This window comes from Moraxella sp. VT-16-12, from assembly GCF_002224245.2.
GTDB lineage: Bacteria > Pseudomonadota > Gammaproteobacteria > Pseudomonadales > Moraxellaceae > Moraxella.
Window position 1 is genome coordinate 1 of sequence record NZ_NKHK02000004.1, and the last position, 14,654, is coordinate 14,654.

Annotated in this window: 14 protein-coding genes; 6 read left to right on the forward strand and 8 right to left on the reverse strand. The window is 43.4% G+C overall.

The window, feature by feature from the left end:
- Nucleotides 1–85: 85 nt before the first annotated feature.
- The 3 genes from CEW93_RS04200 to ubiG form a co-directional block, all read right to left on the reverse strand.
- Nucleotides 86–1,402 carry a hemolysin family protein gene (locus CEW93_RS04200; RefSeq protein WP_089540918.1) on the reverse strand — a complete coding sequence of 439 codons (1,317 nt, stop codon included), beginning with the start codon at nucleotides 1,400–1,402 and terminating at the stop codon, nucleotides 86–88.
- Nucleotides 1,403–1,554: 152 nt separating this feature from the next.
- The gene (locus CEW93_RS11070) at nucleotides 1,555–3,012 is read right to left on the reverse strand and encodes a YciK family oxidoreductase (RefSeq protein ID WP_370511934.1); all 1,458 of its coding nucleotides are present in this window, start codon (nucleotides 3,010–3,012) and stop codon (nucleotides 1,555–1,557) included.
- On the reverse strand, nucleotides 3,009–3,752 hold the full coding sequence (gene ubiG, locus CEW93_RS04210) for a bifunctional 2-polyprenyl-6-hydroxyphenol methylase/3-demethylubiquinol 3-O-methyltransferase UbiG (protein ID WP_089540920.1): 744 nt from the start codon (nucleotides 3,750–3,752) through the stop codon (nucleotides 3,009–3,011). Before ubiG ends, CEW93_RS11070 begins: the two co-directional genes overlap by 4 nt.
- 333 nt (nucleotides 3,753–4,085) lie before the next feature.
- On the opposite strand from ubiG, the gene CEW93_RS04215 reads away from it, so the two are divergent.
- Nucleotides 4,086–4,706, forward strand: a complete 621-nt coding sequence (locus CEW93_RS04215) for a thiol:disulfide interchange protein DsbA/DsbL (RefSeq protein WP_089540922.1) — start codon at nucleotides 4,086–4,088, stop codon at nucleotides 4,704–4,706.
- Nucleotides 4,707–4,778: 72 nt separating this feature from the next.
- On the opposite strand, the gene CEW93_RS04220 is transcribed toward CEW93_RS04215, so the two are convergent.
- From CEW93_RS04220 to CEW93_RS04240, 5 genes are all read right to left on the reverse strand, one after another.
- Complete coding sequence (locus CEW93_RS04220; protein ID WP_089540924.1) at nucleotides 4,779–5,717, reverse strand: OmpA family protein; 939 nt, start codon at nucleotides 5,715–5,717, stop codon at nucleotides 4,779–4,781.
- A gap of 206 nt (nucleotides 5,718–5,923) precedes the next feature.
- Entirely contained in the window at nucleotides 5,924–6,556 is a 633-nt protein-coding gene (locus tag CEW93_RS04225; protein ID WP_146416641.1) for an OmpW family protein, read from the reverse strand.
- 145 nt (nucleotides 6,557–6,701) lie between these two features.
- Nucleotides 6,702–7,229: a YecA family protein gene (locus tag CEW93_RS04230; RefSeq protein ID WP_089539319.1), complete on the reverse strand. Its 528-nt coding sequence runs from the start codon at nucleotides 7,227–7,229 to the stop codon at nucleotides 6,702–6,704.
- Nucleotides 7,230–7,247: 18 nt separating this feature from the next.
- On the reverse strand, nucleotides 7,248–7,475 hold the full coding sequence (locus CEW93_RS04235; RefSeq protein ID WP_089539318.1) for a PA3496 family putative envelope integrity protein: 228 nt from the start codon (nucleotides 7,473–7,475) through the stop codon (nucleotides 7,248–7,250).
- A 75-nt stretch (nucleotides 7,476–7,550) separates the two neighbouring features.
- A complete protein-coding gene (locus tag CEW93_RS04240) occupies nucleotides 7,551–8,852 on the reverse strand; it encodes a hypothetical protein (RefSeq protein WP_143822756.1) in 1,302 nt (433 codons plus the stop codon).
- Nucleotides 8,853–9,071: 219 nt separating this feature from the next.
- Between CEW93_RS04240 and serB the strand changes: the two genes are divergently transcribed.
- The 5 genes from serB (at nucleotide 9,072) to hemJ (ending at nucleotide 14,566) form a co-directional block, all read left to right on the forward strand.
- On the forward strand, nucleotides 9,072–10,193 hold the full coding sequence (serB, locus tag CEW93_RS04245; RefSeq protein ID WP_089539316.1) for a phosphoserine phosphatase SerB: 1,122 nt from the start codon (nucleotides 9,072–9,074) through the stop codon (nucleotides 10,191–10,193).
- Nucleotides 10,194–10,249: 56 nt separating this feature from the next.
- Entirely contained in the window at nucleotides 10,250–10,765 is a 516-nt protein-coding gene (locus tag CEW93_RS04250) for a hypothetical protein (RefSeq protein ID WP_255503941.1), read from the forward strand.
- 152 nt (nucleotides 10,766–10,917) lie between these two features.
- Complete coding sequence (gene bioB / locus CEW93_RS04255) at nucleotides 10,918–11,988, forward strand: biotin synthase BioB (RefSeq protein ID WP_186727892.1); 1,071 nt, start codon at nucleotides 10,918–10,920, stop codon at nucleotides 11,986–11,988.
- Between the two features lie 171 nt (nucleotides 11,989–12,159).
- The gene (locus CEW93_RS04260) at nucleotides 12,160–14,064 is read left to right on the forward strand and encodes an autotransporter domain-containing protein (protein WP_186727893.1); all 1,905 of its coding nucleotides are present in this window, start codon (nucleotides 12,160–12,162) and stop codon (nucleotides 14,062–14,064) included.
- A 73-nt stretch (nucleotides 14,065–14,137) separates the two neighbouring features.
- On the forward strand, nucleotides 14,138–14,566 hold the full coding sequence (gene hemJ / locus CEW93_RS04265) for a protoporphyrinogen oxidase HemJ (RefSeq protein ID WP_222432718.1): 429 nt from the start codon (nucleotides 14,138–14,140) through the stop codon (nucleotides 14,564–14,566).
- The last annotated feature ends 88 nt before the right edge of the window (nucleotides 14,567–14,654 follow it).

Genomic DNA, 14,654 nt, shown 5'->3' on the forward strand with positions numbered 1-14,654 from the left:
AGTGTGGTTTGCCCATGTGAGAGTAGGTCATCGTCAGCATCCTTATTTACCCCCGCCAAGAGATTGGTGGGGGTTTTGGTTGGGGTTATATCCATTCCCTATCTGTCAAATCATTATTTAGCTTTGTAACTAGCACTTGGTCAATCTTATAATTATCAATATCCACCACTTCAAATTTATAGCCTTCATGCTCTACAAAATCTGCCAATCTGGGGATTTTGCGTAGGCGGTACATGATAAACCCTGCTAATGTCTCATAATGTTCCCAGTCAGAAAATTCATTGATTTCTAAGGCGTGTTTGACATCATCAATCGGTGTTAGACCGTCAATAAACCACGAATTTTCATCTCGTTTGATGATTTGCTGGTCCTCAGCTTCTGGAACAACCCAATCCCCCATCACGGTAGTCATGATGTCAGACAGTGTGATAAGACCCACGACCAGAGCATATTCATTGATCACCACGGCGATTTTGTCGTTACTGGCACGAAATTTATCCAAAAGTTCTGATAAGGTGAGTGTGTCAGGAATGATGAGTAGGTTACGAATGACACTTTCATTGAGCTGTACAAGTGATTGGTTATTGAGCAGTCTCACCAAAATGTCTTTTGTGTCCACATAACCAATGACTTGGTCAATATGCTCATTACACACCAAAAATTTAGAATAAGGATAGTCAGCAATTTTTTGGCGAATAGACTCTTCGGATTCATCAAGTGTAAAAAATACCACATCATCACGGGCGGTCATTGATGATGGCACAGTACGTTCTTCTAATTCAAAAACATTTTCAATAAAATGATGTTCTTGTTGCTGTAATACACCCGCTTCTGCTCCTGCATCCATGATGGCGGAAATGTCATCAAAAGTGATATTATCTTCACGAACGGTATTGATTTTAAAAATACGGAAAGTTAAATTAGCAATGGCATTAATCGCCCATGCCAATGGCTTGACCGCCTTGATGATTACCAATATGGGGTTGATGACAAATAAGGCGGCTCTTTCCGGATTTATCATGGCAATACGCTTGGGAATTAGGTCAGCGTACAAAATAAACAAAAGTGTTACTACCACAAAACTGGCAAAAAATGCAATGTTGTCTATCCATTGACCTTGATAAAACTGTCCAATAAATGTCGCAAAATAAGGACGTAATGCCCCTTCACCGACCGAACCACCCAAAATTGCCACAGCGTTTAAACCAATTTGTGATGTGGCAAAGAAATCAGCAGAGTGATTTTGCAAGTGTAGGATTTTATCAGCACGTTCATCACCTGCTTCGGAGAGTAATTGTAGCTTGATTTTCCTAGCCCCTGCCAATGCAATCTCTGAAATAGAAAAAAAGCTAGAAATTAAAATTAAAATTAAAATTAAAAATAGATTTTGTAGTAAGTCCATGTGGTTTCCCAATGATGGTAATAATGATAAGTTTACCAAGTTATCCTAAAATTTCAAGACATCTTGATGAGCCAGTAAAAACAAAAGACGGAAGGTGGCTTTCCGTCTTTATAGCAAGTTTGATACCAATTGGTCTATAATAGTTAGTGCGTTTATTTGGGTTGACAATTGATGACTTGTCCTTTGATGCCAATGGCATGGTCTGTCATGAGATAGACATAAGCAGGCATGATGTCAGCAGGGGTTTTTAAGGTCAAGGGATTTTCGCCGGGAAAAGCGTGGGCTCTCATGTTGGTGCGTGTCGCTCCGGGATTGATGACATTAAAACGTAAAGTGGTATGGCGATTTGTTTCTTGGGTAAACAAGTCGCTAACACTTTCTAGGGATTGCTTGGATAAGGCATACGCCCCCCAAAATGCCCTTGGCCTTGCACCAACGCCACTGCTGGTAAAGATGACTGAGCCTGCTACCGACGCTCTTAATAGTTCAAATAAAGCTTGGGTTAGCATAAAAGGAGCGGTCAGATTGATTTTTAGAACTTTTTCAAAGGTGATGGGGTCGTACATTTCAAGTGGGGTTAAAGCACCTAAAATGGCGGCATTATGCACCAAACCATCCAATCTGCCAAATTCTTTTTGGATAAGGTGAGCCAGTTCATTCATTTGAGCAAACGTTGCCTGACCCAAATCCATCGGTAAAATGGCAGGTGTGGGAAGGTGTTCATTTTCTATTTGGTCATAGACCGCTTCTAGTTTGCTTGGGGTTTTGCCAAGCAGTAGCACGGTCGCCCCACATCTGGCATAAGTTAAAGCAAGCTCTTTGCCAATGCCGTCGCCTGCTCCTGTAACTAGGATGATTTTATCAGTCAGACTGTCCTTTTGTGGGATAAATGTCAAAATGTCTTTGTGGCGGTCTTTGGGTTTGGGGTCATCTAGCCAATTTAGGGTGTGAAAAATAAGCTCTGATACGCTGTCTGCGATGACATCTGCCCCCCAATCGTTGGGGTTTTCGTTTGGGGTGATGTAGCCGAATTTGGCGACCATCGTCATCATGCCTGCTGTTTTGCCTGCTTGAATGTCTCTGATGTGGTCGCCAATATAGATGGCTTGGGTAGGGTCAATGTTAAGTTTTTGACAAGCCAACAACATGGGTTCAGGGTCAGGTTTGGTATTTGCCACATCATCAGGGCAAACCAATACCGAGCAACGTGTGTCTAGGTGTAGTTTGGCAAGTAATTGTTCTGCTAAATAGCGGGGTTTGTTGGTAACAATGCCCCAATGCACTCCCCGTTTTTCCAAAGTCTTTAAAAAGTCATCAAGTCCATCAAACAGTTTGCTGTCTATGCAAATGTCTTGTTCATATAAATCCAAAAATTCTTGTCTATAAGCCAGCAGTTTGGGGTTGCTGTCTGCCACATCGCCAAGTTCATCGCCAAACATCAGTTTGACCATTGCCCTTGCTCCTGCGGATACTTGTTCACGAATGGCGGTATCTGTTGGGGCAGGGTGATTGTATTTGGCACACATTTGTTTGATGATGCGAATAAAATCAGGAGCAGTATCTATTAAGGTGCCATCTAAGTCAAATAAAACTGTGTTGCGAGTATTCATGTGTTATCTGCCTTTTTAAAAGCCATCATATAATTGACATCTACATTGGCATTAGATAACCAATAGTGCTTTGTGATGGGGTTGTAGTGCAAGCCTGTCATGTCAAAACGCTCAAATCCTGATTCTATCGCCATGCGGTCAAGCTCGGCAGGGGTGATAAATTTATGAAAATCATGTGTGCCTTTATCCACAAGACCAAGTACATACTCTGCCCCAACAATGGCAAATAAATACGATTTTGGGTTGCGGTTAATGGTGGACAGCACACAGATGCCATTTGGTTTTAATAGTTCAAAACATGCTCGTACGATGGCTTGTGGGTCTGGGACGTGTTCTAACATTTCCATGCAAGTAACCACATCAAAACTGCCTGCTTGTTCTTTGGCAAGCTCTTCTACCGCCACACAAGCAAATGAGACATTATCAATACCTACTCTTTGGGCATGAATCTCCCCTGCTTTTAGATTTTCTTCGCCCAAATCAACTCCTAACACGTCAGCCCCACGCACCGCCATCGCACAAGAGAGTATGCCACCGCCACAACCAATATCAGCGACTTTTTTGTGGGCTAATGATGAGCCAAAATGAGATTTGAGCGTATCATCAATCCAGTTTAAGCGTAAAGGATTGATGTCGTGTAGGGATTTAAATGCCCCATTTTTGTTCCACCATTCATCAGCAAGGCGAGTGAATTTACCAATTTCGTCAAAATCGGCATTGGCTTTGGTTGAAATTGTCATCTTTTGTCCAAAAATGTGATTTGGTGGCTATCTTATCATGTTCGCTTGTCTTTGACTACTTTAAATCAGCAAAGTTTGACAATCTGGTTAAAATGGTATCCGATTTTTGTTTTTAAAAAATTTACATAATACAACGCTTTATTAAGAATTCTATTACCATAAAACATAAAAAATACGGTAAACTATACAATACTCAAATATTGGCTTAAAAAATGCATACTTTTATTATAATGGTATGTTTTTTAATCATAAAAATCATACGATGATGACCATTGGGGTTCGTCATTTTTTCATGGGTGCATTTATCACCATAAATTTAACTAGGATTTTATCATGAAATATGCTCTAAAATTAGCCACCATGGCGGTTACTGTCGGTTTGGCAGGTGTCAGTTATGCAAATGACTTTGTGGAAGGGGTGGATTATAAAGTTGTGCCGAACCCTGAAAAAATCGCAGGTGATGTGGTTGTTGTGCGTGAGTTTTTCTGGTATGGCTGTCCGCATTGTTACACCTTAGAGCCACACATGCAAAAATGGGCAAAAACTCGTGGCAAAGATGTGGCCTTTTTTCGCACACCTGCGGTGATGAATGCGGTATGGGAAGTGCCTGCCCGTGGCTTTTATGCAGCTCAGCTGATGGGCTATGAAGAAAAAACGCATCAGGCGTTATTTGACGCCATTCATAAAGACAAAAAACGAGTGGATAAAAATCAGCAAACCTTAGCGGATTGGTATGCCACACAAGGCTTGGACAAAGGAAAGTTTAACAGTTTGTACAACTCCTTTGCAGTAACTACCAAGATTGAGCGTGCCAAAGCAGGTGCGATGCGTTATGGTTTGTCAGGCGTGCCTGCGGTGGTGGTGCATGGCAAATATGTGGTGTCAGGCGATGGTGCCAAAGTTACCCAAGTGGTTGATTTTTTGGTAAAAAAAGTCAAAGAAGAAAATAAATAACATCAAAATTGGGCGTAAAAATACGCCCTTTTTATTGGTTTGATAAATGGCTTTTTAAAAAGCCATTTTTAATTAACGATTGGCTTGGGGAATGACCACCATCACACGGCGGTTGGTGTAGCGACCTTCTTCGGTGGCATTGGTGGCGATGGGACGAGATTCACCATAGCCGATTGCTGTTAGGCGACTTGGGTTGATGCCATATTGAGAGATAAGTGCCTGACGAACGGTATTGGCACGGCGTTGTGATAGCCCAACATTGTACGCATCAGTGCCATTGGAGTCAGTATGACCTTCAATGATGGCATCCATGCCAGAGTATTGAGCGAGAAACTCAGCAGCTTTATCCACTTCACCTTTAAACTCAGGTTTGATGTTGCTCTTATCATGGTCAAACTGAATGTTAAGACGTAAAGTAGGCACTTGTGCCACAGGTGGGGGTGGGGGAGTAAAAACAGGTGGCTGTGGGATGGTGGGCTGTAAAGAGATGGGTTCAGGACAGTTATTGACATCAACACGGCTGATTTGGTGTCCTTGACGATAAGTGTTTTGTAATAACTCACCTGCGGTAGTGGAGTTTACTTGTTCTAAATGCGGTTGAAAGTTGTCGCCGATATGAACAACAAAATACTGCACTTCACGGGGGCGAACGCTGACTAATAGTGGGTTTGCTGCAAGGTCGTTGATGTGTACACCTGTGGGAACAGAGCTAAGTTGAACTGTGCCTGCACAGACAGCACTGGACGTATAATGCCCATCTTGAACACTGACTAAAAAACGACCATCTATACCAATATTGGTGCTAGATTCTTTGGCTTTTTGATTGTTGCTTGCAGGACGGATAAAGACCATGCCCCCTGCTCGGTCGCTGTATGTTAAGCTACGAAATTCATCTATGGTGCCTGTGGTGGATTTATGCCACATGACATTACCCACATTGCGAGTGTTAGCGTGGGCAGACAATCCTGTAACCAAAACAAGACAAGCAACTGCAAGTGTCTTTAATTTCATAAAATCACCTTGTTCTCAGTAAAAAAGGGCGTATTATCCGCTATTATTACACAAACTTTGCTTTATGTGGAATGCAAATATACTAAATGGATACAAAATGATGACAACCAGCATAAACAATGCTTGTTGTGATAAAAAATTGTATGTTTTTTTTCAATAAAAAACCCCTGATTTTATCAGGGATTTTTGAAGGTCGCCTTGTTTGTTTAGAACTTATGGCTAACACCAACGCTATAAACCACAGGGTTTACTTCTAGTTCGCCGATTTTTCTGCCATCTAGTTCAAGGTCGGTTTTTAGGTCGGCATAACGCACATCAGCAAACACGCCCCAAGGAGAGTTGGTGGGTGAGTAAGTAACGCCGATTTGAGCGGCAGGAGCAACCACGGTATCTGCTTCTAGTTTTTTGCCCTTAATAGATGTGCCATTAATTTTTTCAACTAGTAGTTTTTCTTCATAAGGAACAAGCACAGTTGCACCAATACCAACATTTGCCCCAAAGCCATGATAAGTTGGTGTGTTGTATTTAAAGGTCAAAGTTGGTGGCAAATGCTTAAAGCGAGCGATGTTTTTTTTGGCTCCATCAGTGGTTGCAGAAACTGTGTGTTCAAATGGCGTGGCCAAAAGCAATTCTGCGGAAAAAGGCGTGTTACCAAAACGATAATCAAAAGAAGGTAACAAAGCAGCTTCCCCACTCACTTCTGCTTTTAAAAGGTCCGAATTGATGTTTTTGTCGGCAGTTGGGTCAAGATAGCCCAAACCTGCTTTAAAGGTAAGGTTTGCTGATGCAACGCCAGCGATGGCAATAAGGCTGGTCGCTAGGACGAGTTGTTTTAACATGGTATCACCTTGTTTAGTTATGTTGCACCCAATGGGTGATGAAAGTGAACTTTCATGACTTTATTATACACAGCTTGGTAGTGGCGTTCAACCATTTTGGGCGAGATGGTATCAAATGGCAGATAAAATGACCAAAAAACCGCCATCACTCATCTGTATGGAACAACAAAAACAGTTCAGTGATGTTGTCTTCTAGGGCATTTGCCATCTGTACCATGGTGTCATCATTTCTCATTTCGTCCATGTCTTCATCAATACCTGACAGTACTATCATGGGCAAGGTGAGCATGGCAACGTCTTCTTCGGTATCAGGGTCATCAAACCAATCTGCCGTTTCATCAGCATACATGGCATCCACAAAACCAATCGCCCATGCCACAAGGTCGCCATCATCACTAAAATCAAGCTCACCATCATCAAAAGGCAACTCTATCGGCTCTTCGTTTTTTAGGGTGTCGGTCAGCTCTTGTTGCCATGCTTTTAGGGCGGCTTTGACGTTGCTAGGGACAGTTGCATCTTGACCTTCAAAAAAAGCTGACAGCCAATTGGGTGATGGTTTGCCAACCACAGTGGCGGTCAAAAACCCATGAGCGGCGATGGGGTCAAGCCCTGTTTGATTGGCGGGTGAATCTAGATAGTCAAATAACTCGTCTTTGGATAGGGTGTCAGTCATGCTGGTTGGTTCTCTGGGTTAGTCGTCAGGATACTCGTCATCAAAATCATCAAAGTCATCATCAAATTCAGCAAAATCATCATCAGATTCTAAGGCAAGTTTTAGTTTATTAAGACGCTGTTCTTCTAAAAGAGCGTCTATTTTAAGTCGCTTTTCTAAGGGTTTTGTTTTGGTGTCTTCGGCAAGCTGTGCATCAGCATCTTCATCAAAGTTGTCGTCATCAAAATCATCATCAAGGCTACTCATGACCACTCCTGAATCATCAAATGGTGAAAATTTTAACCCTTATAGAATGCTTTTTGTGTTTTGTCAAGTACTTTTTTAATCGGACAATAAAACAATGTCCCTAACTGTTGCTATGCGATTGGCGGTGGATTCGCTGACGGCTTTTAACCAGCGACTTTGGCGTTCGCTGACGGTATGGGGGTTGATAAGTTTGTCAAGCTCGCTGTATGTGCTAAGCTCACGCAAATCCGAATCTTCTACCAAAATCAGTACCCGTTCTTTGTATTTTTGGGCAACTTGCATGACATTGTCTTTGTGTTTGATGCTGCTGACGGTGGCTCGCACAGGCAATCCAAAGCGTTTAAGCTCTCGGTGTTTGTCATAGACGATTTGGTTGAGCATGGTCATCAGTTTGGCAAGCATCATGGCAGCAACAGCGACTTTGGCGTGGCGGTTTTCTGCTTTTAGGGTAACGGTTGCCCCTTGTTCGCTATAATCATCTATGCCAAAAAGACTGACCCCAGAGACAACAGGCAGTTTTAATAACTCATGTACAGCTTTGGTCAGTAGCTGAGTGCATAAAGAAAAATAGGCGACTTTGGTGTGATGGCTGACGGTTGCCATTAGGTTATTGACATCATCAAAAGAGATTTGCACCACCATGTAGTTATCTTTGTTGTGTTTGTTGCGTTGTTGGTCGCTTGGGCTGGTTTGGTCATCGTGGGTTTTATCTTGTTCCAAAGATGAGATGTCAAACGTGGTTTTTGCTGGCTGACGGGTATTGTTTGTTTGTTGTGTTGATGAGATTGGTGTGATGACATCATCAGTTTGCGGGGTCAATGTGGATGAGATGGTGGGGTAAATGTCAGGGCTTAATAGACGTAAACGCACATCGTCAGCTATCTTTTTAAGCATATTTTTGCTGGGGCGAGCGATATAACCATAAATAAGCACAATGATGATGTGCAAAACAAACATCGCCAATAAAAACGCCCAATTTTGTGAGATAATCTCTGCTCGGTTGATGGCGTGAGTGTGTACTGCTACTGAGCCTAAGACTTGATTGTGTAGGGTGATGGTTTCTGTGGCAACAAAGCTTTGTGGCGATTCTTTGCCCACAGGTACAATCAAGTTATCTTTGCTGTCATACACACCAACAAAATCCACTTGATTGTCCTTGATGTGGCGGTTGGCGATGACGCTCACACTCACACGGTCTTGGGCATTTAGGGGTGTGGCAATCTCTTCGGCGATGAGCGTGGCTTTATGTTGGGCGATGGCTTGTTGTTGTTTGCTTTGTGTGTAGTCTTGGCTGACCACAAAAAATAGCAAATGCAAACTCATGCTGACCAAAATGATGACAGCAAATAGCCCTTGGCGTGGTGCAAAATAAGTCATAATCGTCTTTATTGGGTTTTGTAACGCACGCCCATTGGGCGACATTGATTGGGTAAAAGTTGTTTAACATTTTATTATACCTTGCTCATGCTTGGCGTTTCAACCATCAAGCATGATTTTTGGGGTGAAAATGATGCTTTGTTTGTTGCTGTCAAAAATAGGCAATGGCGTGAAGTTGTGGTATTATATGACTGATGATAGGTATTTTTCAGGATAATCATGCAAACCTTAACATACGCACTCCCCAAAGACAGTCAAGCATGGCATAACGCCCTAGATAAAGTAGCACATTTACTGCCTGTGTCGCTACTTGATGTGAGCGGTTTGTCAAATCTGCCTGTTTTTGCGGTGGTGATGGTGGTAGATAGGGCGGTTGTGCCGTCTATTGCTCGCTTAGATGAGCTGATGGTGTCTTTCATGCAGACACTGCCAAAGTGGCGTATGCAGATGGTGTATGATGATGAGACCGCCAAGACACACGCTCATAAAATCGTGGCAGGCAAACAGTTGGCCGATGTGGTGATGTCTCGCTATTTGGTCATGCCTGCTCAATTAAATGACACGCACATCAAACCAGATGTGGCAAGACGCATGATGGATGACCAGCTTACTGCTTATCTAAGGCAAGAGCTGTCCGCTGATGGTTTTGACCGTGTGGACGTGCATATTTTGAATGTTGCACAAATTTTAACCAAACCCAAACTTGTTTGCTTTGACATGGATTCTACGCTCATTGAGCAAGAAGTCATCGTGGAGCTGGCTCGTATGTGTGGCATTTCTGATAAAGTTGGCGAAATTACCGAGCGTGCCATGCGTGGTGAGATTGATTTTGCCACCAGTTTTGCCGAAAGAGTGGCATTATTAGAAGACACGCCAGAAACGGTGGTAGATGACATCATCAAGCATCACATCAGTTTTTCATCAGGGGCTCATGCACTCATGCGAGCCTTAAAAGCAGAAGGCTGTTGGACGATTTTGGTGTCAGGGGGATTTGAGCCATTTGCCAAATATGTCGCTCAAACATTGGGTATGGATGAATATTACGCCAATCCGTTATTGACCGCCGAAGGCAAAATCACTGGCTATATTGACCCTGTTGTCATTGATGGCAAAAGAAAAGCCCAAATCGTTGCTCGCAGTGCAGAGCGTTTAGGGCTAAACATGGCAGAAGTGGTGTGCGTGGGTGATGGGGCAAATGATTTACCAATGATGGAAATCAGTGGCATGGGCATTGCCTACAAAGCCAAACCGATTGTACAGGCTCGTGCTGATGTTGCTTTAAATGTTACGGGACTTGAAGGTGTGTTGTTTGCACTTGGTCAAAGGTTTGATAAGGTTTAAACTTTGATTTGTTTGAAGTTTAAGTTAAAAGTAAATTTACCTTAAAAAGGGTTTAGATGATGTTTACCGTTCCTGTTTTAAATGTAAAAACTGACCCGCTTGATGCGGTGTTATATGGTTTGGGTCTGCGTCTGTCGTCATTGGCAGGGGGCGATAATGCCGAGTTTAATAAACTGTTGGCAGATAAGCAGATAGCCATTCAGTTTGTGTCAGGTGATGTCGCTCGCTATTATCGTTTTGTTGATGGTCATTTTGGGCAAGCTGGCGGTATTGCCAAACACAGCGATTTGACCATTGAGTTTTGTGATTCATTAACTGGTGTTAAACTACTTAGCAAAGGCGACATTTCAGCACTCATGACCGCCATTCAAGATGGCGATGTCAAAATCACAGGCGATTATAAATTGGTCTTGTGGTTTGCTGGTGTGGTAAAACAAGCCACCACGGTACCTGATGCTTATAAAGGCTATGTGGAGCAAGCCAAGCCTTATATCAATAAAGCCAAACCTTATGCCGAGCAAGCTGTTAATCTCATCAAAAGCAAGCTAAACAAAGATAAAGTGGTCAAATAAGCAAGTTTGCTATTTGTGGATGATTTGGGTAAAATAGAACATCTGTTTTGCCCAATTTTTTCGTGGCTTATTAGGTTTTGAGCGTGGAGTGGGCATACTTTCATCGGCTTGGCATGATGATTGATATTTAAGTAAAATTTAAGGACATAATAATGCGTGATTTCATGCCAAACGGCAACACCCACACCAAGGAATACATCACCAAACTGTTTGAGCTACCCTTGATGGATTTGCTCATGCAAGCCCAAAGCGTTCACCGCCAGCATTTTAATGCTAACGAAGTGCAAATCAGCACGCTATTATCCATCAAAACCGGCAACTGCCCCGAAGATTGTGGCTACTGCTCACAGTCAGGTCATCATCGTGATAAAACAGGTCTAGAAGCCGAAAAACGCCTAGAAATCCAAAAAGTACTCACCGCCGCACGCCGTGCCAAAGCGTCAGGCTCATCACGGTTTTGTATGGGAGCAGCGTGGAAACACCCATCTGCCAAGGACATGCCCTATTTGGTGGAGCTGATTGGCGAGGTCAAAGCCTTGGGGCTTGAAACCTGTATGACACTTGGCATGCTAAAACCTGAGCAAGCCCAAACGCTGGCAGACGCTGGACTGGATTATTATAATCACAATCTTGACACATCACGCAACTATTATAGCCAAGTTACCAGTACTCGCTCTTATGATGACCGTTTGGAGACTTTGGCACATGTGCGTAATGCTGGCATCAATGTCTGTTCAGGCTCTATTGTGGGTATGGGCGAAAGCAGAGACGACCGCATTGACTGGATTTATGAGCTGACCCAAATGCCTGTGCCACCCCAGTCCATTCCTGTCAATTTATTAGTTCCCATCAAAGGCACGCCCCTAGGCGATAAAGTGCTTGCCGAAGGCAGACTGTCGGTGATTGAATGGATTCGCACCATCGCTGTTACACGCATTTGTTGTCCGACCAGTTATGTGCGACTGTCGGCAGGTCGTGAGAGTCTGACCGATGGCGAGCAGGCATTGGCATTTATGGCGGGAGCAAATTCGTTTTTTTATGGCGACAAGCTACTCACCACAGGCAACCAATCCCAAGCCAACGATGACCGCCTGATGGCAGAACTGGGATTAACCGCCGAAAAAGCCGCCCCCAAACCCAAAATCATCAACGCCATGACAGGCAAAGCTGAGTTTGATGAGCTGCCCCACGAATTGCCAGAGGGCTGTCCGCTTTCTGCTTAATTTGCAAAACTTTGTATTTTGTATAAAGCTGGCATGGCATTGTGCCATTGATGCCACATAAATGGGGCGTTGGTAGTGAAGTGAGCTTGTATTTCATGTAATAAATTGTTACAATCAGCTCACTTTTTTAGTCTCTTATCCAGCTTACCCAATCTCAATAAGGAAGTTATGATGACAAAACGTTCTGTTGTTACCAAGCCTTTTACTGCCAAAAATGTGATTGCCAAATATCGCCCTTTATCGCTGGCGGTTGCTTTGCTTAGCATGAGTAGTGTCGCTACTGCACAAGAATTTAGCCAAACCATATTTTTTGGTGACAGTTTGACCGACACAGGACGTTTGGCACAGATTGGCAAAAATAGTTTGGCAGCACCGATTTTTTCCAATGCTCAGCAGTCTTTTACCACCAATCCTGACACCACTTGGGCAGGTGTGCTGGCAAATGCTTATGGGCATACAGCCACAGCTAATGATGGCAAAACGCTGACAGGCACAAACTACGCTGTTGGTGGTGCCAGAACCAAAGAAGATGTGGCAAGGGTTGCTCCTATATTGGGGTTTACCTTATTTACCATACCATCCACCCAAACACAGGTGGACAGCTACCTAAAACTCACCAACAATCAAGCTGACCCCAAGGCACTTTATACAGTTTGGACAGGGGCAAATGATTTGTTTGAAGCCGCCAACGCAAAAAGTCCAGAGCAAGCACTTGGCATCATCACAACTGCTGCCAGCCATCAAGCCACTTTGGTCAAACAGCTTGGTCAAGCAGGGGCAAACTACATCTTGGTGCCAAACATTCCTGATGTTGGGGTAACACCAAGCTATGTCAATGACCCTGCCAAATCCGCCACTGCCACCACTGCCGCCAAGCTATATAACCAAACCTTGTACAAATCACTTGGCAATCAAGGGGTTAATGTCATTCCTGCCAACACTTTTGCGTTATTGCAAGAAGCCGTTGGTAATAAAGCAGGTTTTGGTTTTACCAATGTGAACGAGCCTGCTTGCCAAAATTTAGATACCGACCTGACATCTTTGGCGTGTAAACAAAGCGACTGGCAAGCCACGTCCGCCAATGCTAATGAAACCTACGCCTTTGCTGATGGCATTCATCCGTCAGGTCGCACTCATCGCATTTTGGCGCAGTATTATCGCTCCATCATAGAAACGCCTGCTTATATCGGTCAAATTCCCCAACGTTTAATCTATGATGGCACAGCCACCGCCAAACAGTTGCACCGCCGTTTAGAAAATTTGGACAGACACCAACATTCTGTTTGGTTTGATGCTGATGTTGGTGGTGATAAATTTATCACCAATGCAGATAACAAACCAAGTTTTATGCTGGGCTTTGATATACCACAGACGCATGGTCATGTTGGGGCTTATCTGAAATATCGCAACCAAGAACACCAACTTGGCAAAAATATCCATGCTGACATCAGCCAAGTTGGTTTGGGTTTATATCGTCATTATGACAAAAATCAATTTCGCTTAAAAGTCAGTGCTGGCATAGACCGCCTGCATATTGATACCAAACGACAGCTTGACTGGGACGGTCCTGCCAGAGTACACCAAGCCAAAGGCTCAGGCAGACGACTGCACGCCAATTTACAAGGCAGCCACAGCATAAATACAGGCAAAGCCACCTATCGCCCTTATTTGGGTGTTGGCATACAAAGTGTCAAGGTGGCTGAACTGATAGAAAATCAGCCCCAGTTATCCACTGCTTTGCATTTTCACCAACAAGCACAAAAATCAGTACAAGGCGAGATTGGGATAAATTGGCAATACGACATCAATCCTACCATACAGCTCATCGCTGATGTTGGACATCGCTACGAATTTAAGGATAAGACTGACCCCATCAGTACGTCTTTGCCATCAATGTTAGAGTATCGTCAAGGATTTAGCACGCCTGTTGCATCTATCAAGCGACACAGCACCCATGCTTATGTCGGTACGAAATTTAATTTTGGTCGTGCCAGTGTCAGTGCAGGTCTTAATGCCACTCATCATAACAGCACGCATGATGTGGGTGGTTTTGTGGGAATGCAAACAAGTTTTTAACCCAAACAAGCCCGACCGAATACGCCCACAAAAAACAAAGATGGTATAATATGCCATCTTTATTGTGGAGATGATGATGTTTTTATATCTCAAAGCCTTTCATATCATGGCGATGGTGTGTTGGTTTGCAGGGATTTTTTATTTGCCTCGTCTTTTTGTTTATCATGCCATGAGTGATGACAAGACCAGTCAAGACCGCTTTGCCATCATGGAGCGCAAGCTGTATCGTGGCATTATGAATCCCTCTATGATAGCAACATGGCTGCTTGGGCTGTCTATGGTGGTCATCAACTGGGAAGTTTATAAAACCCAAGGCTGGCTACACGCCAAAATCACCTTAGTGGTTTTGCTGACGCTTTATCATATGATGTGTGGGCGGTTTCGTGTGCGTCTTGTGGATAATCCCAAACTGAAAACACATGTTTATTGGCGATGGTTTAATGAAATTCCTGTGTTGATTTTGATAGCGGTGGTGATATTGGTGGTGGTTAAGCCTTTTTAGGTTTAATCGTGTGCCAAAATCTGCTCTTAAATTGACAAGCGTACACCCAAACTTTACAATAGAGCGGTCAGTTTTAAAAACAGATGAT

Coding starts and splice junctions, on each gene's coding strand:
- CEW93_RS04200 (WP_089540918.1), bottom strand. CDS start 1,402: ATGGACTTACTACAAAATCTATTTTTAATTTTAATTTTAATTTTAATT.
- CEW93_RS11070 (WP_370511934.1), bottom strand. CDS start 3,012: ATGAATACTCGCAACACAGTTTTATTTGACTTAGATGGCACCTTAATA.
- ubiG (WP_089540920.1), bottom strand. CDS start 3,752: ATGACAATTTCAACCAAAGCCAATGCCGATTTTGACGAAATTGGTAAA.
- CEW93_RS04215 (WP_089540922.1), top strand. CDS start 4,086: ATGAAATATGCTCTAAAATTAGCCACCATGGCGGTTACTGTCGGTTTG.
- CEW93_RS04220 (WP_089540924.1), bottom strand. CDS start 5,717: ATGAAATTAAAGACACTTGCAGTTGCTTGTCTTGTTTTGGTTACAGGA.
- CEW93_RS04225 (WP_146416641.1), bottom strand. CDS start 6,556: ATGTTAAAACAACTCGTCCTAGCGACCAGCCTTATTGCCATCGCTGGC.
- CEW93_RS04230 (WP_089539319.1), bottom strand. CDS start 7,229: ATGACTGACACCCTATCCAAAGACGAGTTATTTGACTATCTAGATTCA.
- CEW93_RS04235 (WP_089539318.1), bottom strand. CDS start 7,475: ATGAGTAGCCTTGATGATGATTTTGATGACGACAACTTTGATGAAGAT.
- CEW93_RS04240 (WP_143822756.1), bottom strand. CDS start 8,852: ATGACTTATTTTGCACCACGCCAAGGGCTATTTGCTGTCATCATTTTG.
- serB (WP_089539316.1), top strand. CDS start 9,072: ATGCAAACCTTAACATACGCACTCCCCAAAGACAGTCAAGCATGGCAT.
- CEW93_RS04250 (WP_255503941.1), top strand. CDS start 10,250: ATGATGTTTACCGTTCCTGTTTTAAATGTAAAAACTGACCCGCTTGAT.
- bioB (WP_186727892.1), top strand. CDS start 10,918: ATGCGTGATTTCATGCCAAACGGCAACACCCACACCAAGGAATACATC.
- CEW93_RS04260 (WP_186727893.1), top strand. CDS start 12,160: ATGACAAAACGTTCTGTTGTTACCAAGCCTTTTACTGCCAAAAATGTG.
- hemJ (WP_222432718.1), top strand. CDS start 14,138: ATGATGTTTTTATATCTCAAAGCCTTTCATATCATGGCGATGGTGTGT.